Genomic DNA, 25,434 nt, shown 5'->3' with positions numbered 1-25,434 from the left:
TTGTCAGGCGGGGTTGGCTCGGTGGTGGGTTAGCGAGCTGGTGGCGTTGACGTTGGCGTCTTCGGCGACGCTGACGCCGAGGCGTTCGACAAGCTCACCACCGAGCCAGCCGGTCGCACCGGCCAGCGCCACTCCGGCAAAGCCGCAGATCAGGGCCACCCCGCCTGGCTCCCAGTTGCCATGGCTGAACCGGAGCAGCCAGCTGATGATGAACAGGACCAGCACGACCGCGTTGCCGATGCCGTGCAGGGCGCCGATGCGCCGTGCCCGCGTCCCGGCCGGCAGAACGAGCCAGTCGATCAGCCCGAACACCGCGGCGACCACACCACCGATGATCCCGGCCGCCATGGTGTGACCCGCCGCGGTCGTGAAATTCGCCCGGTCGGTGACGAGGTACAACAGGTCGAAGATGACCGCCGTACTCAGTAATCCCAGCGGGAAGACGATCAGCACAGGATGTACCGCATGCCCCAGAACCTTCGCGCGACTCTCCATGACTCCGCTCCTACCTCCACGCGTCAACTCCCACGTACGCCGGTACCCACCGGGCTTCCCGGCCAAGCGAGGTAGGGTCAGACCAGGTATTTGGCGAGGATGCGGTCGACCAGGCGGCGAGTGAGGTCGGGGCGTGGGCGGCCTTTGACCATTACCTCGGCCCCGAGCACCACCCGGCCGGACTGACCGTAGATCAGCGCCGTACCGAAGCCACTGTTCGGGTAGGACTCCTGCCACGAGTGTTCGAGGCCTGGGATCTGGATCGCCTGCCCCTTCGGACTCATCGGCAGGGTCTTGCCCGCGGGCAGCGTTTTGAACCAAAGCCGGACGCTTCCCGGCACCTCGGCGACCGGCACGTACACGCACCAGATCTCGCCCACGGGCACCTTGAAGGTCCGGGAGATCCCGTTGCCGTCGAACTGGTACGAGCGACCCATCAGCTCGGTCATCCAGCCGGTCGGCGGGCAGACCGAGACCTTCAACGTGCGCGCCTTCACCGGCGGCTTGCCGCAGAACTCCTCGATGCTCCGTCCGGTCGCGGTGCCCTTCGTCCCGCTCGGGCCTCCGGTGACGGCGAACAACGTCGTCGTATCGACCTGCGTCAGCGGCGGGCCTTGGTAGTTGCTGCCGGCCGGGCACGTGCAACCGCCCGGCTTCGTGCAGAACGACGAGCCGTCGTTGACCAGGTAGTCGCGTCGACTCGGCACATCGCCGAGTCGCACGTGCCCCTTGACCGCGAAGGTCGTCACCTCAGCCTCACTGGCCAGCTGGAAGATCGCGTTGGTGTACGCCGCCGCGGCGAACGGCGTCGTACCGCCCTTGCCCACGACCAGGCCCGGGTCCTTCGCGCCTGGGCCTGGAGCAAGCCCCGGACCGGTCATATCCCAGGCGTCTCCCAGGGTTTTCGCCCGGAAGTACGACGACGCCCAGTTGTAGAGGAAGGCGTCGGAGCCCGCGCCGGACACCTGGAACGCGGCCTCGTTCGACGTTTCTCGCAACATCGGGATCAGGACCTGCCACGCGTCCTTCCCGGTGTGGCCGAGCCGCGCGTAGAAGCCGATCGCCGGATACGAGTGCCGGAACAACTTCAGCTCGGGGTGTTGCACATACTGATCCCAGAATCCGTCGCTGGGTGCGTCGGGGTGCAACTCGTACCCGACCCACTCGGCCTGTCCCTCGATCAGCCAAGCCCCCCTTGTCGGTGAGTAGAACCGGTCGAGACCGAGCACCTGACCCTCGAAGCAGTGCCAGACCTCGTGGGCCATGACCATCTCGAGATATGCGCCTGTCGGCGGGGTCTTTGGGGAGATCGAGATCTGGCAGCGAGCGGCCTTCCCCACGTACTCACCTTTCGCGGTCAGCGGCGCGCTGTCCGCGTCGGCCGTGCTCGACTGGGTTCGCCGTTCGTCCGCGTCGAGGGTCAGCGTCAACGCCACCCCGACTCGGGACCCGATCTCGCGAGCGGCGGCCTCCGCCATCGCGGTGTAGAAGGCGGCCTTCGGTCCCGGCTTCGGCGTCGCGAGAACCACCGCAGGCGCCTGCCTGGAAACGGCGGTCATCGCGCTGTTGCCGGACTTGTTCGGTTGGACCGGCAGACCCGCCAGCGTGGGGACCAGCGCGGTGGCGGCCGCGCGTTGAGCCGGCGTGATCTCCGCCCAATGGCCGATGAGCCACCGCAGCGCCCCGGTTCCCGATGGCACCTGGCCGATGTCACCGGTCGGGAGACTCACGCCCGGCAACGGGCCGAACGCCGCGGCGAAGGCCTGCAGGGCGGTGTCCTTGCCGATCTCGCCGTTCGGCCCGATCTTGGCCGTCACTTGCTGCCACACCGTTGTCTGCGGAGCAGAGGACGATGGCACCCGCGCGGAGCCGGCGGAGCTCTCCCTGCCTCCGCTGTCAGACCCGGAGCAAGCCGTGGCCATGATCGCAACTGTCAACGCCAAAGCGACCGGCAAGGGTGACAGTGCCCACGGCGATCGGACTCGATTTCTGGTCATGCGGCCAATCGTCCGCAGGCGTCTTCAGAAACCCTTAAATCACCAGCGGTTCCGGGCGGTGGACGCCGCGGGGGCGGAAGCCGAGGGCGTCGGAGTGGCCTAGGTAGTCGGCCAGAAGCCAGGTGATCGAGAGCCACATTTCGGTGCCCTGGAGGCCGGGGATGGCGCGATGATCATCGGCGTACGGCGCGAAGGCGAAACCCTCGCCGTCCACCCATCGTCCTTGCTCTAGCAGTCGGTTGAGGGCGGCCTCGGCCCAGCGGCGGCCCTGGTCGCGGCCGAAGGCGGTCTGTTTGCCCACCAGCCAGAGCGGATGGATGACGTCGAGCGTGTTGCACGCGTTGTCGCCCGCGCCGGTGAACTGCGACCGATCTTGCGTGTGCGCCAGTACGGTCCGGATCGCGGCTTCGGGATAGGGCAACGGCAGGCCGAATTGCGCATACGTGCCGCGGGTCAAGCGGTAGAAGCCGTTGACCGGTTGGAGCCAGCCGTCCTCCGGTCGCGGCTCGCCCCATAGGCCGGTGGCCGGATTCGCCCGGAGCGCCAGCCAGCCGAACAACGTGGACAAAGGACCTCGACCGCCATCGTCGAACTCGTCGCCGAAGTCCACCAGGTTGCGGGCGATCGCGGTCCCGATCGCGTCCACGCCTGCTCCCGCCGACCAGGCGCCGCTTTGCCACGGGAGCGCCTCCAGCCGTTGCTCGAGCTCAGCCGGAGGGCATTCCTGGACTGCCCGGATCGGGTGCTCGAACCGACTGCCGAGGAGTTGCAGCGCATACCCGACGCAAAGCACGTGGTAGCTCGCCGGCCCCTCGAAGGCCGATAGGTCATCCGCTGGCTTGTCGAGGGCACTGTCGGTGAAGGCGCTGTCGGCGAGGTCGCCGGGCGCGATCAGGCCGGTCGCCGGGTCCTGCCGGCTGCGCAATCGTCGTACGAGATCGTTTCGGGAATGACCGTCGGGAGCCCTGCGCAGTAAGAGATCCGAGAGCTCGACGGCATCACACCACGGACGGATCGCGCGGTTCACGCTCTCGTCGTCGACGCCGGGCCGATCGATGAACCGTTCGCCGTCATAACAACGAGCCAGTACGTCGCTGAGCTGTTCCCTAGCGCGAGTGGCGAAGGCGTCCAGCCGTTCCGGCAGGTCGCCGGCCTGGCGGCGTACGGACTGGGTCATGGTGGGTACGGGCTGGGTCGCGGCAGTGGTCGCGGGCGTGGTCGCGGGCGTGCGGCGGTCGCGGAGTTTGCGGGCGGGATTGCCGACGACTACGGCCCATTCGTCGACGTCTTTGGTGACGACGGCGCCCGCGCCGATGATGCTGTGCGAGCCGACGGTGACGCCGTCGAGGATGATCGCGTTCGAGCCGATCCAGACGTCGTCCCCGACGGTGATGCCGAGACTGGTATGCGCCTGCTTGAAGATCGGCTGGTCCGCACCGGTGCCGCGGTTGAAGGCCAGCAGCGACGCGTGCGCGCCGATCCGGACGCCGTCGCCGAGCTCGATCCGGCCGCGGACCACGGCGAACGGATTGATGGTGGAATCCGACCCGATACCGATTTTCCCGGTGACATAAGCATTCGCGCCGATATAGGACCTGGCGCCCATCCGCAACTTATCGCAAAATACCGCCGCGCTATCCGCAATAAAGGCGTCGTCCGCCAGGTCGACTTGACTGGACGCCGCCAATTCCCGAGTCCGCTCGGCCTGGCGCTCTCGCTGTTCGGCCGTCGCGCCCGCGGCGTACTCCCAGGGCAGGTAATCGAGGCGCCGCACTCCGCCATCGCGCGCCTGGTCAGGGAATGAGGTCGACTCAGAAGGGCTCACCGGCACCACGCTATCCAGGATCGACCCGTTGCCGGAAGGCCCTTGCCGGTACGCGTCCGTGATCGGACAACCACAGGGAGTTGACAGAAAAGCCACTCAACAATAAATTTACCAATCTTGGAAGCAAGCGCTTTCCAACACGGCTCTTCCATTCTTTGCCGGAATTGTCGAATGAGTATCGACAATTCCGGCTATTCAGCACGACCGCCCGGCGACCCCTGCGCGCCCTCCGCCCCGTATCGCGATCGACAGGAGTTCGACCATGCACGTCCCGATCCTGAAACGCCTCGCCTGCTTCGCGGCCGCCGCCGCGATGGCCCTCACCGGAGCCATCACCTCGCCGCCTCCCGAGGCGGTGGCCGCTACCGGCGACGGCTATCCCACCGACTCCAACATCCGGTACTTCGGCCGCTGGAACACCAGCGACGCGAGCGCCTACGTCTCGGAATGGGCCGGCGCCTACGTCACCGTCGGCTTCACCGGTACGACGGTCAAGCTGCGCCAGCGCAACGCCATCGACTTGTACGCGAGCATCGACGGCGGCTCGTTCGTTGCCTACAAGGCGGTCAGCGGCACGGTCAACCTGACGCCGACGAAGCTTGCCGCAGGCACCCATACGCTGCGGGTCAGCTATCGCCCGATCGCCGGTTCGTACAAGGGTGACGCCGTGTTCCGTGGCGTCATCCTGGACAGCGGCGCGAAGACGGTGATCCCAAGCGTGCCGTCCCGGATCATCGAGTTCATCGGCGACTCGATCACGGTCGGTTCGGGATCGAGCCGGCCAGCGTTGAGCGCGTACGGCTGGTTGACCGGTGAGCGCCTCGGCATGGGGCATACCCAGATCGCCCTCGGCGGCTCCTGCCTGGTCGCAGCGGCGGACGGCTGCTTCGGCGTGGTCGATCGCTGGCTCCGCACCGGCATCGCCGCCGACGCCCCGAACTGGAACTTCTCGAAGTACAAAGCGTCCATCGTCGTCATCAACCTCGGCACCAACGACGTCGGCCACGGGGTCTCGGGGGAGCAGTTCCAAACGGCGTACGTCACGCTGCTCAAGCGGGTGCGGGCGCGCTATCCCGACGCGTCGATCTACGCGCTGAAGACCTTCCGGAAGCGCTACCCCGCCGAGACCCAGGCGGCCGTCCGCACGCTCACCGACGCAGGCGACACCAAGGTGCACTTCGTCAACACCGACGGCTGGATCGTCGAATCCACCGACACCGTCGACAACGTCCACCCCAACGACACCGGCCACCGCAAAATCGCCGACCGCCTAGTAGCCCTCCTCAACTGACGCCCCTCCCCCACCCTTGCGTTGATTCGTCCACTCCCCCACCCCTTGCGTTGATTCGTCCACTCCCCCACCCCTTGCGTTGATTCGTCTGCATCCGCTCGCCCCTTCCCGAGGCGGGTCAGATGTACGACAACGTGGGCGGGCGGATTCGGACGAATCAACGCCCGCGTCCGCCCGGTATAACCCGGCCCGGTGGTGTTGGTTGCACCCGTCCCCTGAGGTCTTGCGAAGTGTCAGGTGGACCCGGGCCGCGTCAAGGGTTCCATCGGCTGACGCCGACGCATGCGCGCCCTTGACCCGGCCCGGGTCCACCAAGTGCGGCGGGCTATCTCAGGGGACGGGTGAGGTATGACCGGGTTGGACGTCTCCCGATGCGTCGACGCCTGGGCGTGCGAGTGGCTAGCCATCGCGCGGTGGGGTTACCACCTCGGATTCCGAGGTGGTAACCCACCTTCGGAGTGGCTAGCCACTGCCTGGGCGCACGAATTCGGGGCGCTTCCTGAGCGGACTGGACGTTTCTCGGGCCGAAATACGTCCAGTCCGCTCAGGAAGATGCGCGAGCGGTCTCGATGCGCGTCGAGTCGTGGATTGTGGTGCCGGAAAGGCCTTGCTGGCCGCCAAAGGCCACAACTCGACGCGTCGGCGGACCGCCAGGACCACGCGGTGACCCGAAACAGCCTGAATCGGCGTGAAAACTAGCACCGCGTGGTCCTGGCCGTCCACAACCCGGCCATACCCGACCCGGGCAGACCTCACCCGGCCCCCTGATAGCCAGCCGCCCTTGGCCGGTCCGGGCCGGGTCAAGGGCGCGTCAGCGTCGGCGGTAGCCGATGAAGCCCTTGACCCGGCCCGGACCGGCCTGACAATTCGCAAGACTCAGGGGGCCGGGTGCCCACCGAAAGCCCCGGTCGAAAGTCCTTACCGGGCAGGCGATTAGCGTTGATTCGTCCGAATCCGCCCGCCACGCCGGTGACCAATCGAACTCGCCGCATAAAGGGGCGAGCGGATGCAGACGAATCAACGCAAAGAGAGGGGGCGACAGTCAGCGGCGGCGGTAGCGGTGGAGGGAAAGGGGGAGGTCGGTGAGGATTAGGCGGGCCATTTGTTCGGCGCCGTGTTCTGAGTTGTGGGTGCGGTCTTTCTTTTCCGGTAGGTAGAGCGCGGCCGAGGCCGTTGGGCCGAGGGATTCGAGTAGGTGCTCGCTGCGGCTGGTCAGGTCGATCAGCGGCACGCCGCGTTCGGCCGCTAGGGCTCGCATTTCGGCCGGCAGATTCACCCCGAGACCGTTGACGTGCAACGCAGTTGGGGTCAACTGGCCGGTCGAATCGAAGAGCTGCCGCACGGTTGGCGTGACCAGCATCGGACGGCCGCCGCGGGCGATGACGCGGTCCAGGATCTCGCCGAGGTTGCGCCGGTAGTCCGCGGCCGTCGTCGCCTTGTCGTTGTGCCCGAACTGCACCAGCACGAAGTCGCCCGGCCGGATCCGCCGTTCCATCGTCGGCATCAACGCCTCGGTCGCGAGGAAGCTGGCCGACCCCTCCCCCGAGTCCGCGTAGTTCGCCACCGCCAGCCGTACGTCGAAGAACTGCGGCAGCATCTGCCCCCACCCGGTGTACGGCGCACTCGCCTGATCGCAGACCGTCGAATCCCCAGCCAGGAAGACCGTCCGAAGCTGCCGCGCCGGACGGACCGAGATCCCGTCCAGCCGAACCGGCGTACCGTCTGCCGAAGTCAACCGAACTTGCAGCCCGGGCGTACCCGTCTGCAACGTGGGCTCACCCTCAGGATCCCGTACGTCGACCGCGAACGCCTGCAGGCGCTTCAACGTCGACGAAGGCGGCAGCATCACCCGTCGCGCCTCGGCCGTGACGCTGACGGCTTGCTCGCCGGATAGCGCCAGGGACACCCGATAAACCCCAGGCGGAACGTCGAAGCTGCAAAGCACCTTGGCCGTCCCAATCCCCTCGCACATCGGCATCGGCGCCGCCGCGGCCGCTGGTACCACCGGCGCGACCATCCCGAGCAAAGTCATTGCCGCAGTCAACGAAATCGCCCGGCGCAGCTGCTGGCTCACAGCTTGTCGCCGATCAGGGCCAAGTTCTGGATCGCGGCCAGACCGTACTGCGCGGTGGCGTTGGTCGAGACGAACGCGGCCTCGTCCACTGGGCGAAGTACTTCCGGCCCGGACAGCCGGACCTTGGTCCACGGCACGCTCGGGCCATACCCGGACTCCCCGTCGAAGAACTCCTTCCACGCTCGCGCGGCCAGTACGTCGTTGCCGGTCTGAACGGCCGCGTACGCCGTACAGCGCGAGTGCATCTGCCGGAAGCCGACGTTCCACGATGAGCCGACCTCGGCCGCCTGCTCGGCCCTCGTCGCACCGAAGAGGCGGCAGTACTGCACCCAGGCCTTCTCGAACGCCGGTTCGTCCAGCAGGTCGACGAGTTCGCTGCACACCTCGACCAATCCGAATACGGCCGAGAGATGCGAGACGCTGACGCCCACGCCGTCGGTCGCGAAACGGCCCGTGTCCAGGTTGTACAACGCGCCGCCGGTGATGAAGCCGTTCTTCATCGCACCGATGTCCTGGACCGTGCCGAGCAGCTTGTCCCGGGCGATCGGATCACCGCCGCGTTCCCACTCGGTCAGCCAGGCGGCAGCCAGCGAACCCCAGTCGGTGCCTAGTCCGACCGACAAGGCCTTGCGATCGGGCACGTACGGCTCCTTGCGGATCTTGCGCAACGGGTCGAGCGCCAGGAAGGTCTTGTCGGAATCAACTAGCTCGTGGAGTAGGTCACCAACGCGCTCGTCGGCCGTGAGGAAGTAGTAGAACCGCCGGTTGGCCGCCGTACTGATCCGAAGCTGCTTGGCGCTGCAACCCCAGTGCAGGACGTTGTGCCGAGTACCAAGGTCCTTCCACTGGCCAAGGTGGTAGACGTCCACTTCGCCGGTGTGGCGGGTCATAGCTTCGGCTACGCGGAAGATGTCCGACCGGCCGCTGCGTAGGTACGCGTACCAGAGCCAGAGATCCGTCGAGAGCTCAGAGTTGTCCCAGGCATAACCACCGATGTCGTACCGCCACTGGTGCCTGTCGGTGTCGTACGTATGCATGACGTCGCCGTAGTTCCAGAAGCCGTACCACCGACGCTGCTCGATCTGGTCCCGGTAGTACTCGAACAGGAAGTCCAGCTGATCCTCAAGCTGCGTCTTCTTCGGCGTGGACCGATCGACCAGACTCCAGTCGCCGAATACCCCTGCGTCGAGAAGGTTCTGCGGCGCGGCTGCCAGCAATGGCGGAGTCTGTACGGCCTTCGCCATCGCGGCCAGCGTCGCGTTGTCCGGAGTCGCGCCAAGCGCCCACAGGGTCAACTCGCTCGTACGCGCAACGCCGTACGCCGTACCGAAGCCGGGCTCGTAATCCTCGTACGTGATCTCAAGGCCTTCGAGCTGTTCCGGGAAGGTGTCCATGCCGAGACCGTCGTGGTAGAACCGCAGGTCCATCGGCCGCGCATCCGGCGACCACAACCAGACCGTCACTTCCGACTTGTCGCTGGCGGCACCACGGATGTCCAGCTGGGTCGGGTGCAACTGCCAGAAGTTCCGCAGGCCGATCGCGAGACCACCGCTGACGCCACCGACGTACGCCAGGCCCGTAGCGCGTTGGCCGGAGTCGACGTCGACCCAGGTGTGACCCGGCTTGGTCCGTTTGCGGATCGAGTAACCGTCGGCGGTCAATTGGCTAAGGCTGTAGTCACTCCAAGCCGGGATCAGCGGCAATCGCCTAGTGACGCGTTGATCCCAGGTCGCCGGATCCGGCAACCGGGTGCCCGCGACTTGAGCCGTACGGACGGCGGCGCCGGGATCGCGGCGGAGTCCGGTGATACCGCGAACGGCCTCGCGCAACAGGCCGCCTTCCTCACCACCGAACCGGATGTGCCGGTCGTAGAGCTCGTCCTGCATCGGTACGTCGAACCGGATGCCGAGGCCGCGCAGATAGTCGTCGGGCGTGCCGTCCCAGACGAACGTGTGCGTCATCCGAACCGCGTCGGAGCCCGCGTAGAAGTAGAACCGGATCGTGAACGGCAACCAGTCACGGCCGCGAGCCCCACGATGTACGCCGTCGAGACGCAAGACGGCTCGCAGCGGTCCGCGCTGTTCGACGATGACGTTACGCACCTCGCTGACGAACTTCTCCCGCCGCGCGAGTCCGGTGTCGTCGTCCTCGTCGGCGTTCTGGCGCAGCGCCACCAGGTGCCCGCGTCGTACCGTCGATCGGCCGTCGCGGGTGATCTTCTCGATCAGGTCCGGGCCGGACGTGCGAACGGTGACCTCGATGACGCCGGTGTTCACCACCACGTGCTGCCCACGCTCGACCACGGTGACCGGAGCAGCCGGTACGGCGGACGGGCCGGGCTCGAGCCGGTATTGCTCCGCAGCGGGCGCATCCGGACTGATGGCGTGCGCCGTCCACTTCAGCGAACCGTCCGGCCAGTATCCGGTCGCCCACGTTTGCACCGGTACGGCTTCCCCAGCTGCGGTGGTCAGGGCGAACGTCTGCTCCTTCGGCACAGTGCCTCGCGGCCACGGCACACCCCACGTCGTACCGGCATGGACGTCCGGCCGGCCGCCTTCCAGCCAACGCAGATCGGCTCGCGGAGGGGATGCGGCCGTCGTGGTGCCGGCCTCGGCCGTGAGCGGCAGGCCGTACGCGACGCCGGCGGCGGTCACGCCACCCAGGAAGGTACGGCGTTTGATGTCAGACATTAGGGCGGCTCCTCGATGGACGGCTCGGTAAGCCCTTTCCAGACTTGTTCCCGCAAACGTTGACGGCGCCGGGTGTCCACCACAAGAGTCCTGGCCGGTATCGGTCAGATCCTTTACCCACCGGCACGGAACGGGCTTACCGTTACCCCCGAATAGCCGGTCGAATCGTCGATGATTGTCGAATGAATTCGATCGGCTCTTTCGTACCTCTCATCGCGAGTCGGCCCTCTGCCCGGCTGCCCGAATTCGTTCGAGGGAGATTTCGTGAGGATTCCGTCCGGCAAAACCACAGTGGGATTAGCGATCGCGCTGACCCTGACAGTGCCCGCGACAACTGTCAGCACGGCCGCAGTCAACGGGCCGAGCGCGGTGGCACGTCAGGTCGAGGAGCTGGACCGCGGTCTGATCAGCGTCCGCTCCGGCAGTGACAACCTCGTCAGCTGGCGATGGCTGGCAACCGATTCAGACTCGGTCGGCTTCAACGTCTACCGCGGTTCGACCAAGCTGACCTCGTCCCCCATCACCGGCTCGACCAACTATCTGGACGCGGGCGCCGCCGCCGACGCGTCGTACACCGTCCGTGCCGTGGTCGGCGGCACCGAGCAGCCCGCCTCACCGGCGTCCCTCCGGCTGGGCTCGGGCTATCACCAGGTCGCGATATCCCCACCGGCCGCGGGCAGCGATTACACCTATGTCGCCAATGACGCGAGCGTCGGCGACCTGGACGGCGACGGTCAATACGAAATCGTCCTCAAATGGGATCCGACCAACGCGAAGGACAATTCGCAATCGGGGGTCACCGGAAACGTCTATATCGACGCATATCGACTGAACGGCACCCGGCTCTGGCGGATCAATCTCGGCCGTAATATCCGGGCCGGCGCGCATTACACCCAATTCCAGGTCTACGACTACGACGGCGACGGCGCGGCCGAGGTCGCGATGAAGACCGCCGACGCGACCGTCGACGGCGCCGGCAAGGTGATCGGCAACGCGAGCGCCGACCATCGCAACTCCGCGGGCTACATCCTGACCGGCCCGGAGTACCTCACCATGTTCAAGGGCAGCACCGGCGCGGCCTTGTCCACGGTCAACTACGACCCACCACGCGGCACCGTGTCGAGCTGGGGTGACAACTACGGCAACCGCGTCGACCGATTCCTCGCCGGCACCGCCTATCTCGACGGCCAGCGTCCGTCCCTGATCATGGCCCGCGGCTACTACACCCGCGCGGTCATCGCCGCCTGGGACTTCCGCAACGGCAGCCTGACCAAGCGCTGGGTTTTCGACAGCAACGCCTCGGGCAACAGCACGTACGCCGGCCAGGGCAACCACTCGCTGGCGATCGGCGACGTGGACGCCGACGGCCGGGACGAGATCGTGTACGGCGCCGCCACCATCGACGACACCGGCAGAGGCCTTTGGAACACCCGGTACGGCCACGGCGATGCGGCCCACCTCGGTGACCTGGATCCGTCTCGCGCCGGACTCGAATACTTCAAGGTCGACGAGAGCAGCAGCCAGCCCAGCTCCTGGATGGCCGACGCGAGAACGGGCCAGATCCTCTGGTCCACACCGGCCAGCGGCGACAACGGCCGCGGGGTTTCCGCGGACATCTGGGCCGGCAGCGCGGGCGCCGAATCCTGGTCCGCGAACGACGCGGGCGGCGCTCGCAACACCAAGGGCGCGGTCGTTGGCCGCAAACCGTCCTCGCTGAACTTTCTCGCCTGGTGGGACGGCGATCCGGTCCGGGAGCTCCTCGACGCCACCAAGATCGACAAGTACGGCGCCGGTGGCGAGACCCGCCTGCTGACCGCGGCCGACGTCCACTCCAACAACGGCACCAAGGCCACTCCGGCCTTGTCCGCGGACCTGTTCGGCGACTGGCGCGAAGAGGTCGTCTGGGCAACGGCGGACAACCGGGCGCTGCGAATCTTCAGCACGCCCCACCGGACCACTCGCCGCATCACCACCCTGATGCACGACCCGCAATACCGCACGGCGATCGCCTGGCAGAACACCGCCTACAACCAGCCTCCGCACCCCAGCTTCTTCATCGGCGAAGGCATGCCCACGCCACCCCGCCCGTCCGCCTATATCCCCTGACCGTCAAAAGCGGGCTGGTCAACGGTCCACGGCGCGTGGATCTCGCTGAACAAGGCGACCGAGTCGACGGCCTTCTCCAGCCATTGCTCAACATCGGTCACGATCGGCCGGTCATGTTCCGGGGCGTCCGGATCGCGCACCCAGCGGACATGACCGGCGGCGATCGGCTCGGGTGACGGCGCCTGACGTACGGCCTCGACCACGCAACAAAAGGCGCCCGTCGCGCTGAGCCCCGACAACAGCGGCACGGACGGGTCAGCCCGATGCTCGATCAGGTTTTCCAGCAGGTCCTCCCGCTCGAACGACGTCCTCTCGGTGACGCCGTCGATCGTGATCTCGAGGATGTCGTCGACGTACCAAAGCCGAGCGGATCCCGCCGACCCCCGCACCTCCAGCCACGGCTGCTTGGCCTCGGCGGCACACAACGTCAGCGCGAGTACGACGGGAGGCCCGTCGGTGGTCCGGATGCGCACCACTGAGGTGTCGTCGGACTCGATCGGGTTGGCCCGGAAGAGCTCGGTCTCGACCGACAGCACGTCCTCCACCCGTCGCGCACCGGCCAGCCGCAACGCCGTCACCACGGCGTGCGCGAACGGGTTCGTGATCGCGCCGTCCAGCACCGGGCGACCGTCGAGCTCGCGGTGACCGGCCCACGGCGTGCGCTGCCAATACGCGCGCGTCCGGACCCACGCGCCGACGCCACAAACGGCCTGGATTTCGCCGAGTCGATCAGTATCGATGAATTCGACAAGCGCGCGGAGCGCGAATGATCCCATGCTCTGGAATCCGACTTGAAGGATTTGACCGGTTTCGGCCACAATATGCTCCAGTCGCCGAAAATCGGACAGCGTCGGCACCGGTGGTTTCTCCAGCAATACGTCCGCGCCGGCCCGCAGCGCCAACTCGGCCAAGTCGGCGTGCGTGTGGATGGGCGTGCTGACGATGACCACGTCCACCTGTTCCGCCGCGAGCAGCTGCGCCAGGTCGTCGTAGGCGGGAATTCCTTCCAATGCTGGGTTTCCCGTCGCCGGACGAGGATCGGCCACCGCGACCAACGTGACCCGCCCGGAGCCGGCCAGCCGGGCCACCCGCTCGACGTGCGACGCACCGTAACCGTGGACGCCAACGACGGCAATTCGACAGTTATTCGACGATGAACGTGCTGGCATTAACGTCTCCTCCGGGTCGCCGGTAACAAATCAGGAAAGCGGTCGCTCATACCGTTGATCTCTCCCGCGAATAGGTGATAGGCAGTCTCTCACAGGATTTGGATAGCGCTTTCCGCAGTAAGTCGCAGAAATTGCCGAGGCCGCGGGGCGTTCCGTACGAGGAGGCTGAGATGTCCGCTACCGAACGATCACCGGTGCCATCCCGATCACTTGATCGGTGGCGATCGGCGACCGGTCCGGGCGGACAGTTATGAGCGCTCTGGGAGAACTGAGCCGCATCGGCAAGGCCAGTGCACCGGCCCGGAAGACCGAGAACAAAGTCGCCTACCTGTTCCTGGCTCCGTGGCTGGCAGGGCTGTTCCTGATCACCATCGGCCCGATGATCGCGTCGCTGTACCTGTCGTTCACCGACTACAACCTGATCCAGGCACCGAAGGCCGTCGGCTTCGAGAACTTCAGCCGGATGCTGTCCGACGAACGGCTGCACAACTCGCTGAAGGTGACGTTCACCTACGTGCTCGTGTCGGTCCCGCTGCAGCTGATCGTGGCGCTGGCCCTGGCCGTCGTACTGGACCGAGGCGTGCGCGGTCTCGCGATCTACCGGTCGATGTTCTACCTGCCATCGCTGCTCGGCTCGAGCGTCGCCATCGCCGTACTGTGGCGCCAGATCTTCGGCAGCGATGGCCTTATCAACCAGCTGCTGGCGTTGATCGGCATCGAGGGCAAGGGCTGGATCTCCGATCCGTCCACCGCGCTCGGCACGCTGATCACCCTGAACGTGTGGACCTTCGGCGCACCGATGGTCATCTTCCTGGCCGGGCTGCGGCAGATCCCGACGATGTACTACGAGGCCGCTGCGGTTGATGGCGCAGGGAAGCGCCAGCGGTTCTTCAGGGTCACGCTGCCGCTGCTGACGCCGATCATCTTCTTCAACCTGGTCTTGCAGATCATCCACGCGTTCCAGTCGTTCACCCAGGCGTTCGTGGTCTCCGGCGGCACTGGTGGCCCATCGGACTCGACCATGTTCTACACGCTCTACCTGTACGACAGGGGGTTCGGGAACTTCGACATGGGCTACGCGTCGGCGATGGCGTGGGTCCTGCTGGTCATCATCGCGGCCTTCACCGCGGTCAACTTCTTCGCTGCGAAGTACTGGGTGTTCTATGACGACTGAGATCAAGCCCGCCCCGCTGCCCACCGACGAGCGGCCGCGCCCGCCTGCCGGGGCGTCCAGGACGACCAGACCGACTCGCCGCCGGTTGAAACCAGTCCTGAAGCACGTACTCCTGATCGTCACCGCGGTGCTGATGCTGTACCCGGTGGTCTGGATGGTGGTCAGCTCACTACGACCGAGTGACGAGATCTTCCGCGAACCGGGCATCCTGCTGGAGAACCTGGAGACCGGCAACTACCCGACCGGCTGGAACGCGCTACAGCATCCGTTCGGCCACTACCTGGTGAACTCGGTGATCGTCGCGCTCGGCACGATCATCGGCAACCTGGTGTCCTGCTCGATGGCCGCCTACGCCTTCGCCCGGCTCGAGTTCCGCGGCAAGAAGCTGTGGTTCGCGATCATGCTGATGACGATCATGCTGCCGATCCACGTGGTGATCGTGCCGCAGTACATCCTGTTCTCCCAGGTGGGCTGGGTGAACACGTTCCTGCCGTTGATCGTGCCGAAGCTGCTCGCCACCGACGCGTTCTTCGTCTTCTTGATGGTGCAGTTCATCCGTGGCATTCCGCGTGAGCTCGACGACGCGGCGCTGATCGACGGCTGCGGCCGGGCCGGCATCTTCACCCGCATCATCCTGCCGTTGATGGTGCCCGCGCTGGCGACCACCACGATCTTCACCTTCATCTGGACCTGGAACGACTTCTTCAGCCAGCTGATCTACCTCACCGATCCGACCAAGTACACGGTGCCGGTGGCACTGCGCGCCTTCGTCGACTCGACCGCAACCAGTTCCTGGGGCTCGCTGTTCGCCATGTCCGTGGTGTCCCTGCTGCCCGTCTTCCTCGCCTTCCTGGTCGGCCAGCGGTTCCTGGTCAAGGGCATCAGCACGACCGGCGGCAAGTAGACCCCTGTTCCGGGCCGTGGTGTTGCCGCGGCCCTGCGATTGAAAGGATTCACATGTCCACCAAGTTCCTCGCGCGACGGCCCCGTCGCCGACTGGCGGGGTTGGCCCTGGCCGCACTACTGCTGACGGTCTCCGCCTGTGGCGGTTCGGACAGCGGGTCCGACGGCGACCAGGTGACGCTCCGGTTCAGCTGGTGGGGGTCCGACGCCCGCCACCAGGCGACCCAGAAGGCCATCGACGCGTTCCAGGCCAGCCACCCGAACATCAAGATCAAGGGCGAGTTCGGCGAGTGGACCGGCTACTGGGACAAGCTCGCCACCACGGTCGCCGCCAATGACGCCCCCGACATCATCCAGATGGACGAGAAGTACCTGCGCGAGTACGCCGACCGTGGCGCGCTGCTGGACTTCAAGAAGGACGGCTCCGTCGACACCAGCAAGATCGAGCCGACCGCGCTCGGCGCCGGTGAGTTCAGTGGTGGCCTGTTCGGCATCAGCGCCGGCATCAACTCCTTCGCGCTGATGGCCAACCCGGCACTGTTCAAGTCCCTGGGTGTGGCCATGCCCGACGACAAGACCTGGACCTGGGACCAGTACGCCGATCTCTCGGCGCAGCTCACCGCGAAGTCCGGCGGCAAGGTCTTCGGCTCGGGTATCGCCACCAACGAGGCCGGCCTGGCGGTTTGGGCCCGGCAGCACGGCCAGTCGCTGTTCAACGCCGAGGGCAAGATCGGCGTACAGCCTGACGTGGTGACCGACTGGTTCAAGTTCCAGAAGAAGCTGCTCGACAGCAAGGGCATCCCGCCGGCGGCCATCAACGCCCAGAACATGACCATCCCGCTCGAGCAGGGATACATGGTCACGAAGAAGCAGGCGATGGGCTACACCTGGAGCAACCAGCTCAGCGCCAACGCCAAGGCGGCCGGCCAGGACTTCGTCCTGCTGCGTCTACCGAGCAGCGCCGGTAAGGCCGCGGAGAACGGCGCCTACTACAAGGCGTCGATGTTCTGGTCGGTCTCTTCGCGCAGCAAGCACCCGAAGGAGGCGGCGGAGTTCGTGAACTTCCTTGCCAACAGCAAGGAAGCCGCTGACATCCTGCTCGCCGAGCGCGGTGTACCGCCGAACACGGCCCTGCGCGCCGACGTGACCCCGAAGCTCAACCCGGCCGAGACGACCGTGGTCAAGTTCATCGAGGCCATTCAGCCCGAGCTCGCCGCCGCGCCCGCACCGCCCCCTGTCGGCGGTGGCAACGTGGAGAAGATGATGCAGCGCTACACCACCGAGGTGCTGTTCGACCGGCTCAGCCCGGAAGACGCCTCGTCCCAGTTCCTGAAGGAGCTGGAGGGCGCGATCAACAAGTGACGTCAGCTGTGAACGCGGCCGAGGAAGTCCCGGATCAGCGTCACAGCCTCGTCCAGGTGGGTTTCAAGGGCCCAATGCCCGGCGTCCGAGTGCAGGTGCAGCTCGGCGTCGGGCAGGTCCTTGTCCGGGCTGATCCGCTCGGCGACGTGGTCCGGCACCTCGCCGAGGATCTCCTCGCGCAATCCCTGGAACGTGACCGCCTCGGCCAGCTTGGCTCTGCGCTCGTCGGACGGGTCGTGCCAGAACTCCTTGAGGGGCTGGTATTTCGGGCCGAGTGTCTCTTCGTACGCGTCGCCGTTCTGGATGATCAGCGCCGCGATCCAGTCCGGATGCCGTACGGCCAATTGCAACCCGGCCTGGGAGCCAAAGTCGAATAGGTAGAGCGCGAACCGGCTCAATCCGAGGCGCTCGGTGAACCGCTCTAGGAAGTCCGCGAACCCGGCGAAGGTGTACGAGAACGAGTCGGGCGCCTCGGTGTAACCGAAGCCTGGGAAGTCCGGCGCGATGAGCCGCCACTTGTCGCCCAACGCCGGCATCAGGTCCCAGGTTGGGCCGACCAACTCGCGATTTTGGCTGTTGTGTCGAATTCGGCGGGGTCTGTGCGACGCAGGGGTAAGAAGCCCGCACGATCCGCATGGAGGACAGCACCATGGCCACCACCACTCACCACACGCCCACCGTCTTCGCCACCCGCCGCCTGCTCACCTGTGGGGTGCTCGCAGGGCCGATCTACCTGGCCGTTGGCGCGATCCAGGCTGCCGTCCGCGACGGGTTCGATCCGCGTCGGCACGCCCTTAGCCTGCTGGCCAACGGCTCGTGGGGCTGGGTCCAGTCGGTCAACCTGATGATCTGCGGCATTCTCGTGATCGCGGCCGCGGCCGGTCTGCGCCGGACTTTGACCAGCCGCTGGGCGCCGCGTTTGCTCGCCGTGTTCGGTTTCGGCACGCTCGGCGGCGGGATCTTCCGCGCCGACCCGGCCCTGGGTTTTCCAGTCGGCACCCCGGAGACCGCGACCAGCGTCAGTTGGCACGGGATGTTGCACTTCACGCTCGGCGGGATCGGCTTCCTTTGCCTGATCCTGGCGTGCGCTGTGCTCGCGCGGCAGCTGTGGCGCGATGGTGTTCGCGGCTGGGCGGTCTTCACTGCGATCACGGGTTTGGTCTTCTTCGCCGGGTTTGCCGGTATCGCCTCCGGGTCTGCCGGCGAGAGCACGACACTCGGCTTCTACTTCGCCGTATGCCTGGCCTTCGGGTGGCTCACCGCCTTTTGCGCCCGCGAGCGGTAGTACCCTCAGCCTCGGCCGGCTCGCCTCGGCCGTCGTCGACGAGAGGATCCGCGCCCGTGAGTGTCGCCCTGTTCACCCTCGGAGGCACCATCTCGATGGCAGGCCGTACGGCGGACGGGGTCGCCCGTCTGACCGGCGCGGACCTGGCGGACGCCGTACCGGGTCTCGCCGCGCTGGGCGTACCGCTCGACGTACAGGACGTCGAGGCGGTACCGAGCGCGAACTTGACGATGACCAAGATCCTCGATGTCGTCGACGCCGCGTCGAAGGCCATCAGCACCGGCGCGACCGGCATCGTCGTCACTCAGGGCACGGACACCCTTGAGGAGACCGCCTTCCTCGTCGACCTGGTCTGGCCGCACGCCAACCCGTTCGTACTCACCGGCGCCATGCGCAACCCGACCCTGGCGAGCCCGGACGGGCCTGCGAACCTGCTGGCCGCCGCCCAAGTCGCCTGCTCCCCCGCCGCTCGGGACCTGGGCGCACTGGTCGTCTTCAACGACCAGATCCACGCTGCTCGGTGGGTGCGGAAAACGCACAGCACCAGCACCGCGACCTTCGCGTCCCCCAACGCGGGCCCAATCGGCCACGTCGTGGAGGACCGGGTACGGATCCTCAGCCGCCCGCCGCGGCTGGACGGGGTACCCGGCCGAGCCGAAGCCGCGGCCCTCGAAGCAACCAAGGTCGCCCTCTACACCATCACCCTCGACGACGATGGCCTCCTCCTCCACGGCCTAGCCGACACGCACCAAGGCCTAGTCGTCGCCGGCTACGGCGCCGGCCACGTCCCCTCCGCCCTCGCACCCGTCCTCGGCGACCTCGCCGAACGCATCCCGGTGGTCCTCACCTCTAGAACCGGCGCCGGCTCCATCCTCCGCAACACCTACAGCTCAATCGGCTCAGAGTCCGACCTCCTAAACCGCGGCCTAATCGACGCCGGCTTCCTAGACCCCCACAAAGCCCGCCTCCTCCTCCGCCACCTCCTAGCCACGAGCACCCCCCAGCCCGACCTATCCGCCACCTTCGCCCAACACCACTGACTCCAGGCAGCTCCAGGCAGCTCCAGGCAGCCGCGCGGCCGTAAACGCCTGGCCGGTAAGGACTTTCTGCGGATTGTGTTGGTTGCACCCGTCCCCCTGGTCTTGCGAATAGTCAGGCCGGTCCGGGCCGCGTCAAGGGTTTCATCGGCTGCCGCCGACGCTGGCGCGCCCTTGACCCGACCCGGACCGGCCAAGGGCAGCGGGCTATCAGGGGGACGGGTGGAGTCTGACCGGGTTTGGTTCTCCCGCACGCTGCCGCGCCGGGTTGCACCGCGTCCCGCCGCGCCGGGGGTGCTGATCAGCTGACGGGCGGTGAGGTGCTCGGATGGCTGCTTCCTGACCGAACTGGACGTTTTCGGGCCTGGAAAACGTCCAGTTCGGTCAGGAAGATGCGCTTGTGGGCTCCGGGTGCGTCGAGTCGTGGATTGGGGGGAGGGAAGGGCCTTGCCGGCCGCGCAAATCCACGACTCGATGGGTGGCGGACCGCCACGCAGGCATTACTCCGGTTTGGGCACTTCTCGCCGCCCGAATCCTGCCTGCCGGTCCGGTCCGGGCACCAGCGCAGCCACAACCCGTGAGTGAAGCGTTTCAACCCGGCCGAATTGGGAGTTGTGGCTGCGCTGGGGTCCGCAGCGGACCGCCAGCACTACATAACCCGGACCTGAAACCTTTCAGGCAGGCGAAAACGGGACTTGTGTAGTGCTGGCCGTCCGCTGCGGATGTGCACCACCACACAGCACCCAGATTCGGCCAGTTTCGGTAGAAAACCGGCCGTTGTGTGGGCGCGAACGTCCGGGACCGATCGCCAGGTCCAAGCGGCGACCCCAAACAGGCAGAATCGCGGCGAAGGCGCTCACCGCGTGGACTTGGCGGTCGCAAACCCGGCAGGACGGCAGTGGGACCCAGGTGGGCACTAAGGTCGGGGATTCGGGGCGATGGTTGGGAAAGGTGGTCGGGTGAGCAATGGTGCGGTGGTTGCGGCGGTGTTGGGGTATGGCGATGTGGAGGAGATCAAACGGGATCAGGAGAACGCGGCATTCCGGCTGGCCTATCTGCTAGATCTGCCGGGCAGCACGCACGAATCCCTGTTGGTGTTGAGCAAAGTGCTGTACCTGGTGATCGAAGAGGCCGTCGTGCCACACGTCCGATCGGTCCCTGACATGGTCGACGAGACCGGCCGGATGGCGAGCAAGGCCGCTCCGCTGGACGAAGACCTCCGCCTCGCCGCTGCCAGGGGTTTCGGCGTCGACGGCGACGGCGATTCGGTCACGGCCGTCTATCGCGTATGCGACCGGGCAGTCCGCTTCCTCTTCAAGGCGATCGTCATCTCCCGCGGCGAGACCGACCAGCCATGACACCAACCCGAGTTCACTTCGCGATCGTCGAAGTCTTCGATATCGCCTCGCGCGGTGGGCTGCTGGTGGTCGGCCACCTCACCTCAGGCGTCATCCACCAAGGCATGACCCTCTCGAACGAGGCGAACAACCGCACCGCAAGAGTGATCGCGATCGAGTTCCTAACCGGCACTCACGAGCCCGACCGGCGCACCCTTGTGATCGACCGAGCCGACGCCGCTGCCATCGAGCCGGGCGCCACCCTCGTAACCACCAACTGACCCAACGCCTCCCAAGAAACACCTACCGCTCAGCGAAAAGCCGGAGTGGGTACGACCAACACCTGGAACGGCGGCGCGGCGGCCGCCCCCTTGGCAAACTGCGCATTGACGACCAGCAGACGATTGCCATCGGCAACCAACGTGGTCGGCGTATCGAAGCGCGGATCCGCGAACGTTCCGATCAGCGCCGCACTCCGCGCATTATCGGTAAGCCCCAGCGCAGCAAGAAAGAACTCCGCCGTCTCGACCGTCTCCCCGCGATTACACACCCCGATCAACGTGTCGCCGAGCAACAGCAGCCCATCCGCGGCGAAATCACGAGCGATCGCACAAGCCGATCCATCCGCCAACTCCACCCGCCAGAGAACCTCAGTGCCCTGCGCGGCAACGAGCAGAGCGGTGCCGTCGGCCGTGGCCGCGATCCCGTTCAAGTAAGCGCCCGATCCCGCGCCCACCAAGTCGATCGGCTTCGGGGCTTCATTGCCGAGCAGGTCGAACTCCCAAACGACCGGCCGGGACGAATCCGTCGCATAGGCGCGATTCCCCACCACCAGCACGTCATTGAGATACCCGTCAACGACACGCTTCGAAATCAAGGCTCGACCGGCCACGTCGTACACAAAAAGAGCGCCGGTCCTCCCGCCGCAAACCACCAACTGCGCCTCGCCGTACAGGTCCATGCCTAAGGCAACAGTCCGGCCGTCCACGCCCGGCGGCGACCACACCTCGGCGGTCGGCTCCATCAGATTGCAGCGGTAGATCGTCCCGTCGGCGCTGCTGCCGCTGAAGAAGTCATTGGAAGGCCCGAGCGTGATCCCTTCCGGACGAACCCAGTCTCCCGGCAGCAGGTACGCCGAGATGGTCACGCGGGCCCAACGAGACCGCAACACGAACGGGCTTCGGCGGCAGGCGGAGGCGTCGTACGGGCCTCTGCCTCGACCTCGGCCAGCATGCGAGCGCGTTCCGCACTGGTGATCAGCCGGCCCTTGGCCACAACCGCGTGGATGCGCTCGGTGTTGCGGATATCGGCGAGCGGGTCGGCGTCCAGCACCAGCAGATCCGCCGACTTCCCAACCTCGATCGTGCCGGCGACTCGATGGATACCGGCAGCCCTCGCCGCATTCCGGGTGGCTGCCTGGATCGCGGCTATTGGCGGCAACCCGGAATTCACCAAGTTCGAGAGTTCGTCGTGCAGGCTGAACCCCGGGAAGCCGTATGGCGGGAGGCCGCAATCCGTGCCCGCGGTGATCGTCACGCCCGCGCGGTGCGCCTCGGCGGCCAACCGGTGCGACGCGTCCCAGGCGGCCTGGCCCGCGGCGATCTGCTCGGTCGACCAGGGCGTTCCGACGCCGATCATCGCGTCCCAGTTCTGCTTCATCCACGCCGGCAGGTACTTCGTCCGCGGCGTGCCGACGTACCTCTCCGGCGGGAGGCAGAAGATCTTCCCCACGTCGAGAGTCGCGTCGAGCACCGTGCCACGCCTCTTCAGCGTCGCGAACAAGGCCCCCGCACGACGCGGGTCGTACGACTTGTGCGCCTCCCGTTCCAACTCCCGCACGAAGAACCATCGTGGCAGCGGGTTGGCCGGGTCGATCGGCAGCTCCGCGATCCGCCGACGGAATTCGTCGCGCCGGCTGGACACGTCGATGGACAGGCCGAACAAGTGCTCCATCGTGCGCATGCCGAGTTGGCTACCGCGCTCGGTCGTCACCTCATCGGGCAGATGCCCGGAGAACGACAGGCCGAGCTCTGTCGCCTCTTGCGCGACCGCGGTCAGGGTCTCGTCGTTCAGGTGCGACATCACCTTCACGAAATCGGCGCCCTCGTCCTTGGCCTGGCGAACCGCGTCACGTGCCTGCGCAGCGGTTGTCACCACCACCGTGTCGTGCCCGGCCTCCCAGGTCGGACCATCGACGAGCTTGCTACCGACCACCATCCGCGGCCCGAGCAATTCGCCCGCGTCGATCCGGCGCCGCATCGCATGGTGTAAGGGCTTGCCCCACATCTCCCGGATCGACGTGACGCCATTGGCGACGTACAGCGGGAGGAAGATCTTCTCCAGGTCCACGGTGTGCGCATGCATATCGATCAGCCCGGGGATGACGTACTTCGCCCGCAGCTCGACCACCCGCACACCAGCCGGTACGGCGACCCGGTGGTTCCCGACGGCCGCGATCCGGCCGTTGACGGTCACGATCGTGCTGTTCGGTTGCGGCCGTACGCCAGTCCCGTCGATCAGGGTCGCACCCGTGTAGACGATGACGTCGAGCCCCGCGGCGGCAGCCGGCCGACTACCCGCGAACACCCCGGCTGCGGCGAACGTCAGACCGCTCGACGACAACCATCCCAAAAACCTGCGCCGATCCATCCCAACCCCTCACGCCTCAGCCAGTCCCCCGTGCCGGCCAACCACCTTTCCACAAGCTGCGGTCGTTACTGGCGGCGTGAAGCCAGGCGCCCGCGGGCTACGAGCCACAAGGCAAGTAGGAACTCACCGAGGAAGGTGAAGGTGGAGACGTCGGTCCAAGAGTCCGGCGACCAGAGGCTGCCGAACAGGTCGATCACGTAACCAAGACCTGCGATGACGAGCAGTACGCCGAGGAGCTTGGGAACGAACCCGGATCGGTAAGCCAGATAGCCAATAGCCAACAAATGAAGGCCGAACAACCCAAGGGAAAGCGCCCAAAGGTCACCGAACGCATTGACTCCCGCAAGCGCCTGAGCATTCCGTTGATCCGCGCTGAACACAGAGAGGTAGTCGTCACCAAGGAAACGCAGCACGCCAAGAAGCTGGCCAACAGCGACCATGAAGATTCCCGCGAACACCAGCCGGAATGCCGCAGCCAACAGCGAAACGCCTTTATTTACAGGGCTGAACACCTGATGGAGCGCACACGCCACCACAACATCAAGCGCGATCACCACGAACAACGCCGCAATACCCGCCCGGAACAACCCCTCCGAGGACCCGATATCCGCAGCAGTCTGCGCCGCATCCCCCGGCGTCACCTGCCCCTGGATGGCGACGAAGACACCAAACGGCGCCAACGCGGCCATCAGCAGAATGCCGGCACCCGCAACCACACCGGACCGGTCCCGCACTACCACCGCCGGACTTTGATCTACCTGCATCGGGACGCCTCTCAAAGAGCGGCCACCAGGGCGGAAGCCCTCGCGCGCCGCACATCGCCGTACTAAGTACGAACGAGTAAGCTCACCGTAGCGTACTAAGTACGAAACCACGACAACCTGGAGTGAAATGCCCGCACAGCGACCTCGTCTCAGCCGGGAGCGAGTGCTGCGAGGTGCCATCGAGGTGGCCGACAAGGGCGGTATCGCGGGGCTGACGATCCGCTCGCTCGCGCAGGCCCTCGACGTGAAGCCGATGTCGGTCTACCACTACGTTGCCACCAAGGAGGAGATCCTCGACGGCATCGTCGACCTCGTCTTCACCGATATCGAGCTGCCGGCGATCGGCGGCGAATGGCGTGCGGAGATGCGCCGCCGCGCGGGCTCGGCGCGTCAGGTGCTGCGGCGTCATCCGTGGGCGATCGGCCTACTCGAATCACGTACCAGTCCCGGCCCGGCGACGTTGCGACACCACAACGCGGTCATCGGCACACTTCGCGCGGCCGGCTTTTCGCTGGCCCAAACCGCTCACGCCTACGCCCTGATCGACAGCTACATCTACGGGTTCGCCCTCCAGGAGGCCGGCCTACCGTTCGACGGCCCCGAAACAGTCGCCGAGGTCGCCGGCCCGATGATGGAATCGCTGACCGCGGACGAATACCCCCACCTCGCCGAGATGACTACGCAGTACTACCTCAAGCCCGGCTACGACTTCGGCGACGAGTTCGAGTTCGGCCTCGACCTAATCCTCGACGCCCTCGCCTGACGGCCGCCAAAACTGCCGAGGCGCATAGCCGTCGCGACGAAGCCAGTGCTCGGTGTAGACGATCCGCTGCGGCCGCACCACGACCATCGGTCCCAGCGGCGGCTCATCGAGAGAGTTGCCACGCTCGACGTGATCCGACTGCCACCGATAGGCCTCCCAATAGCGGCCGAACTCCTCGTCGTCCGGCGCCAACAGACTCGCGCGACCGAAGACCTGGGCGCCGCGACTACTGGCCTGGCCGACGAGAGGTGCGAAGATGCCGATCGAGATCCGCGGATCGGCTGCGAGGTTCCGCATCTTCGGCGAACGGCCGGACGCGGTGAAGATGAGCGCGAAATCCAGATGGTAATAGCGAACCGGCGTCGCCAGCGGCCCGTCCGGACCAGTGGTCGCGATGACGCACATGTTCTGGCTGGACAGCAGATTCAGAATGCGCTCGGAAAGACGTACATGATCGAGCTTCTTCGTCGGTGCGGGACCGGACAACCAGGAATTCGTCAGCGCCATGGCCGA

At 66.4% G+C, this 25,434-nt stretch carries 20 protein-coding genes and 2 pseudogenes; 10 read left to right on the top strand and 12 right to left on the bottom strand.

Annotated elements, in window-relative coordinates; all coding sequences use genetic code 11:
• Window positions 1-3 precede the first annotated feature (3 nt).
• The 4 genes and pseudogenes from OG394_RS01220 to OG394_RS39990 all read right to left on the bottom strand — a co-directional run.
• Window positions 4-495, bottom strand: a complete 492-nt coding sequence (locus OG394_RS01220; RefSeq protein WP_328992857.1) for a DUF2231 domain-containing protein — start codon at window positions 493-495, stop codon at window positions 4-6.
• Between the two features lie 77 nt (window positions 496-572).
• A complete protein-coding gene (locus tag OG394_RS01215; protein WP_328992856.1) occupies window positions 573-2,312 on the bottom strand; it encodes a hypothetical protein in 1,740 nt (579 codons plus the stop codon).
• 1,411 nt (window positions 2,313-3,723) lie between these two features.
• A pseudogene (locus OG394_RS39995) lies at window positions 3,724-3,879 on the bottom strand (DapH/DapD/GlmU-related protein); the annotation flags it as partial.
• 117 nt (window positions 3,880-3,996) lie between these two features.
• Window positions 3,997-4,098 (bottom strand): annotated as a pseudogene (locus OG394_RS39990) (hypothetical protein); the annotation flags it as partial.
• Between the two features lie 481 nt (window positions 4,099-4,579).
• Between OG394_RS39990 and OG394_RS01205 the strand changes: the two are divergent.
• Window positions 4,580-5,608 (top strand): SGNH/GDSL hydrolase family protein, encoded by a 1,029-nt coding sequence (locus OG394_RS01205; protein ID WP_328992854.1) that lies wholly within the window; start codon window positions 4,580-4,582, stop codon window positions 5,606-5,608.
• 1,042 nt (window positions 5,609-6,650) lie between these two features.
• Here the strand turns inward: OG394_RS01205 and OG394_RS01200 are convergent.
• Together OG394_RS01200 and OG394_RS01195 are read right to left on the bottom strand one after the other, a co-directional pair.
• Entirely contained in the window at window positions 6,651-7,640 is a 990-nt protein-coding gene (locus OG394_RS01200; protein ID WP_328992853.1) for a rhamnogalacturonan acetylesterase, read from the bottom strand.
• Between the two features lie 38 nt (window positions 7,641-7,678).
• Window positions 7,679-10,372, bottom strand: coding sequence for an exo-rhamnogalacturonan lyase family protein (locus OG394_RS01195; RefSeq protein ID WP_328992852.1), 2,694 nt, complete (start codon window positions 10,370-10,372; stop codon window positions 7,679-7,681).
• Window positions 10,373-10,636: 264 nt separating this feature from the next.
• Between OG394_RS01195 and OG394_RS01190 the strand changes: the two genes are divergently transcribed.
• Entirely contained in the window at window positions 10,637-12,478 is a 1,842-nt protein-coding gene (locus OG394_RS01190; protein ID WP_328992851.1) for a rhamnogalacturonan lyase, read from the top strand.
• Here OG394_RS01190 and OG394_RS01185 read toward each other — a convergent pair.
• Entirely contained in the window at window positions 12,466-13,647 is a 1,182-nt protein-coding gene (locus OG394_RS01185; protein WP_328992849.1) for a Gfo/Idh/MocA family protein, read from the bottom strand. The genes OG394_RS01190 and OG394_RS01185 overlap by 13 nt on opposite strands.
• Before the next feature lie 250 nt (window positions 13,648-13,897).
• Here OG394_RS01185 and OG394_RS01180 point away from each other — a divergent pair, with 250 nt between their 5' ends.
• From OG394_RS01180 to OG394_RS01170, 3 genes are read left to right on the top strand one after another with little or no spacing between them, the layout of a single operon-like run.
• Window positions 13,898-14,821 (top strand): carbohydrate ABC transporter permease, encoded by a 924-nt coding sequence (locus OG394_RS01180; RefSeq protein ID WP_328992848.1) that lies wholly within the window; start codon window positions 13,898-13,900, stop codon window positions 14,819-14,821.
• Complete coding sequence (locus OG394_RS01175; RefSeq protein WP_328992847.1) at window positions 14,811-15,725, top strand: carbohydrate ABC transporter permease; 915 nt, start codon at window positions 14,811-14,813, stop codon at window positions 15,723-15,725. Before OG394_RS01180 ends, OG394_RS01175 begins: the two co-directional genes overlap by 11 nt.
• A gap of 53 nt (window positions 15,726-15,778) precedes the next feature.
• Window positions 15,779-17,086 (top strand): ABC transporter substrate-binding protein, encoded by a 1,308-nt coding sequence (locus OG394_RS01170; RefSeq protein WP_328992846.1) that lies wholly within the window; start codon window positions 15,779-15,781, stop codon window positions 17,084-17,086.
• Window positions 17,087-17,088: 2 nt separating this feature from the next.
• Here the strand turns inward: OG394_RS01170 and OG394_RS01165 are convergent, their stop codons facing one another.
• Window positions 17,089-17,646: an alpha/beta fold hydrolase gene (locus OG394_RS01165; RefSeq protein WP_328992845.1), complete on the bottom strand. Its 558-nt coding sequence runs from the start codon at window positions 17,644-17,646 to the stop codon at window positions 17,089-17,091.
• An 89-nt stretch (window positions 17,647-17,735) separates the two neighbouring features.
• On the opposite strand from OG394_RS01165, the gene OG394_RS01160 reads away from it, so the two are divergent.
• The 4 genes from OG394_RS01160 to OG394_RS01145 all read left to right on the top strand — a co-directional run bounded on the left by OG394_RS01160 (window position 17,736) and on the right by OG394_RS01145 (window position 21,026).
• On the top strand, window positions 17,736-18,371 hold the full coding sequence (locus tag OG394_RS01160) for a DUF998 domain-containing protein (RefSeq protein ID WP_328992844.1): 636 nt from the start codon (window positions 17,736-17,738) through the stop codon (window positions 18,369-18,371).
• A gap of 56 nt (window positions 18,372-18,427) precedes the next feature.
• Entirely contained in the window at window positions 18,428-19,411 is a 984-nt protein-coding gene (locus OG394_RS01155; protein ID WP_328992843.1) for an asparaginase, read from the top strand.
• 956 nt (window positions 19,412-20,367) lie between these two features.
• Window positions 20,368-20,766: a hypothetical protein gene (locus tag OG394_RS01150; protein ID WP_328992842.1), complete on the top strand. Its 399-nt coding sequence runs from the start codon at window positions 20,368-20,370 to the stop codon at window positions 20,764-20,766.
• Window positions 20,763-21,026, top strand: a complete 264-nt coding sequence (locus OG394_RS01145) for a hypothetical protein (protein ID WP_328992841.1) — start codon at window positions 20,763-20,765, stop codon at window positions 21,024-21,026. Before OG394_RS01150 ends, OG394_RS01145 begins: the two co-directional genes overlap by 4 nt.
• Window positions 21,027-21,055: 29 nt before the next feature.
• On the opposite strand, the gene OG394_RS01140 is transcribed toward OG394_RS01145, so the two are convergent.
• The 3 genes from OG394_RS01140 to OG394_RS01130 all read right to left on the bottom strand — a co-directional run bounded on the left by OG394_RS01140 (window position 21,056) and on the right by OG394_RS01130 (window position 24,158).
• The gene (locus OG394_RS01140) at window positions 21,056-21,892 is read right to left on the bottom strand and encodes a hypothetical protein (RefSeq protein WP_328992840.1); all 837 of its coding nucleotides are present in this window, start codon (window positions 21,890-21,892) and stop codon (window positions 21,056-21,058) included.
• Window positions 21,889-23,394, bottom strand: a complete 1,506-nt coding sequence (locus OG394_RS01135; protein WP_328992839.1) for an amidohydrolase family protein — start codon at window positions 23,392-23,394, stop codon at window positions 21,889-21,891. The genes OG394_RS01140 and OG394_RS01135 overlap by 4 nt, the downstream gene beginning before the upstream one ends.
• 65 nt (window positions 23,395-23,459) lie before the next feature.
• The gene (locus OG394_RS01130) at window positions 23,460-24,158 is read right to left on the bottom strand and encodes a DUF4386 domain-containing protein (RefSeq protein ID WP_328992838.1); all 699 of its coding nucleotides are present in this window, start codon (window positions 24,156-24,158) and stop codon (window positions 23,460-23,462) included.
• 127 nt (window positions 24,159-24,285) lie between these two features.
• Between OG394_RS01130 and OG394_RS01125 the strand changes: the two genes are divergently transcribed.
• A complete protein-coding gene (locus tag OG394_RS01125) occupies window positions 24,286-24,921 on the top strand; it encodes a TetR/AcrR family transcriptional regulator (protein ID WP_328992837.1) in 636 nt (211 codons plus the stop codon).
• Here OG394_RS01125 and OG394_RS01120 read toward each other — a convergent pair.
• A complete protein-coding gene (locus OG394_RS01120) occupies window positions 24,898-25,428 on the bottom strand; it encodes a pyridoxamine 5'-phosphate oxidase family protein (RefSeq protein WP_328992836.1) in 531 nt (176 codons plus the stop codon). The genes OG394_RS01125 and OG394_RS01120 overlap by 24 nt on opposite strands.
• Between the last annotated feature and the right edge of the window lie 6 nt (window positions 25,429-25,434).

Origin of the sequence: Kribbella sp. NBC_01245, assembly GCF_036226525.1 — a bacterium.
GTDB lineage: Bacteria > Actinomycetota > Actinomycetes > Propionibacteriales > Kribbellaceae > Kribbella.
The sequence above is the reverse complement of the archived record's forward strand: the minus strand, read 5'-3'. Positions and strand labels throughout refer to the sequence as shown.

What these genes read in the sequence shown, in the direction of transcription:
- OG394_RS01220 (WP_328992857.1), bottom strand. Translation starts at nt 495, where the DNA reads ATGGAGAGTCGCGCGAAGGTTCTGGGGCATGCGGTACATCCTGTGCTG.
- OG394_RS01205 (WP_328992854.1), top strand. Translation starts at nt 4,580, where the DNA reads ATGCACGTCCCGATCCTGAAACGCCTCGCCTGCTTCGCGGCCGCCGCC.
- OG394_RS01200 (WP_328992853.1), bottom strand. Translation starts at nt 7,640, where the DNA reads ATGACTTTGCTCGGGATGGTCGCGCCGGTGGTACCAGCGGCCGCGGCG.
- OG394_RS01195 (WP_328992852.1), bottom strand. Translation starts at nt 10,372, where the DNA reads ATGTCTGACATCAAACGCCGTACCTTCCTGGGTGGCGTGACCGCCGCC.
- OG394_RS01185 (WP_328992849.1), bottom strand. Translation starts at nt 13,647, where the DNA reads ATGCCAGCACGTTCATCGTCGAATAACTGTCGAATTGCCGTCGTTGGC.
- OG394_RS01180 (WP_328992848.1), top strand. Translation starts at nt 13,898, where the DNA reads ATGAGCGCTCTGGGAGAACTGAGCCGCATCGGCAAGGCCAGTGCACCG.
- OG394_RS01175 (WP_328992847.1), top strand. Translation starts at nt 14,811, where the DNA reads ATGACGACTGAGATCAAGCCCGCCCCGCTGCCCACCGACGAGCGGCCG.
- OG394_RS01170 (WP_328992846.1), top strand. Translation starts at nt 15,779, where the DNA reads ATGTCCACCAAGTTCCTCGCGCGACGGCCCCGTCGCCGACTGGCGGGG.
- OG394_RS01160 (WP_328992844.1), top strand. Translation starts at nt 17,736, where the DNA reads ATGGCCACCACCACTCACCACACGCCCACCGTCTTCGCCACCCGCCGC.
- OG394_RS01145 (WP_328992841.1), top strand. Translation starts at nt 20,763, where the DNA reads ATGACACCAACCCGAGTTCACTTCGCGATCGTCGAAGTCTTCGATATC.
- OG394_RS01135 (WP_328992839.1), bottom strand. Translation starts at nt 23,394, where the DNA reads ATGGATCGGCGCAGGTTTTTGGGATGGTTGTCGTCGAGCGGTCTGACG.
- OG394_RS01130 (WP_328992838.1), bottom strand. Translation starts at nt 24,158, where the DNA reads ATGCAGGTAGATCAAAGTCCGGCGGTGGTAGTGCGGGACCGGTCCGGT.
- OG394_RS01125 (WP_328992837.1), top strand. Translation starts at nt 24,286, where the DNA reads ATGCCCGCACAGCGACCTCGTCTCAGCCGGGAGCGAGTGCTGCGAGGT.
- OG394_RS01120 (WP_328992836.1), bottom strand. Translation starts at nt 25,428, where the DNA reads ATGGCGCTGACGAATTCCTGGTTGTCCGGTCCCGCACCGACGAAGAAG.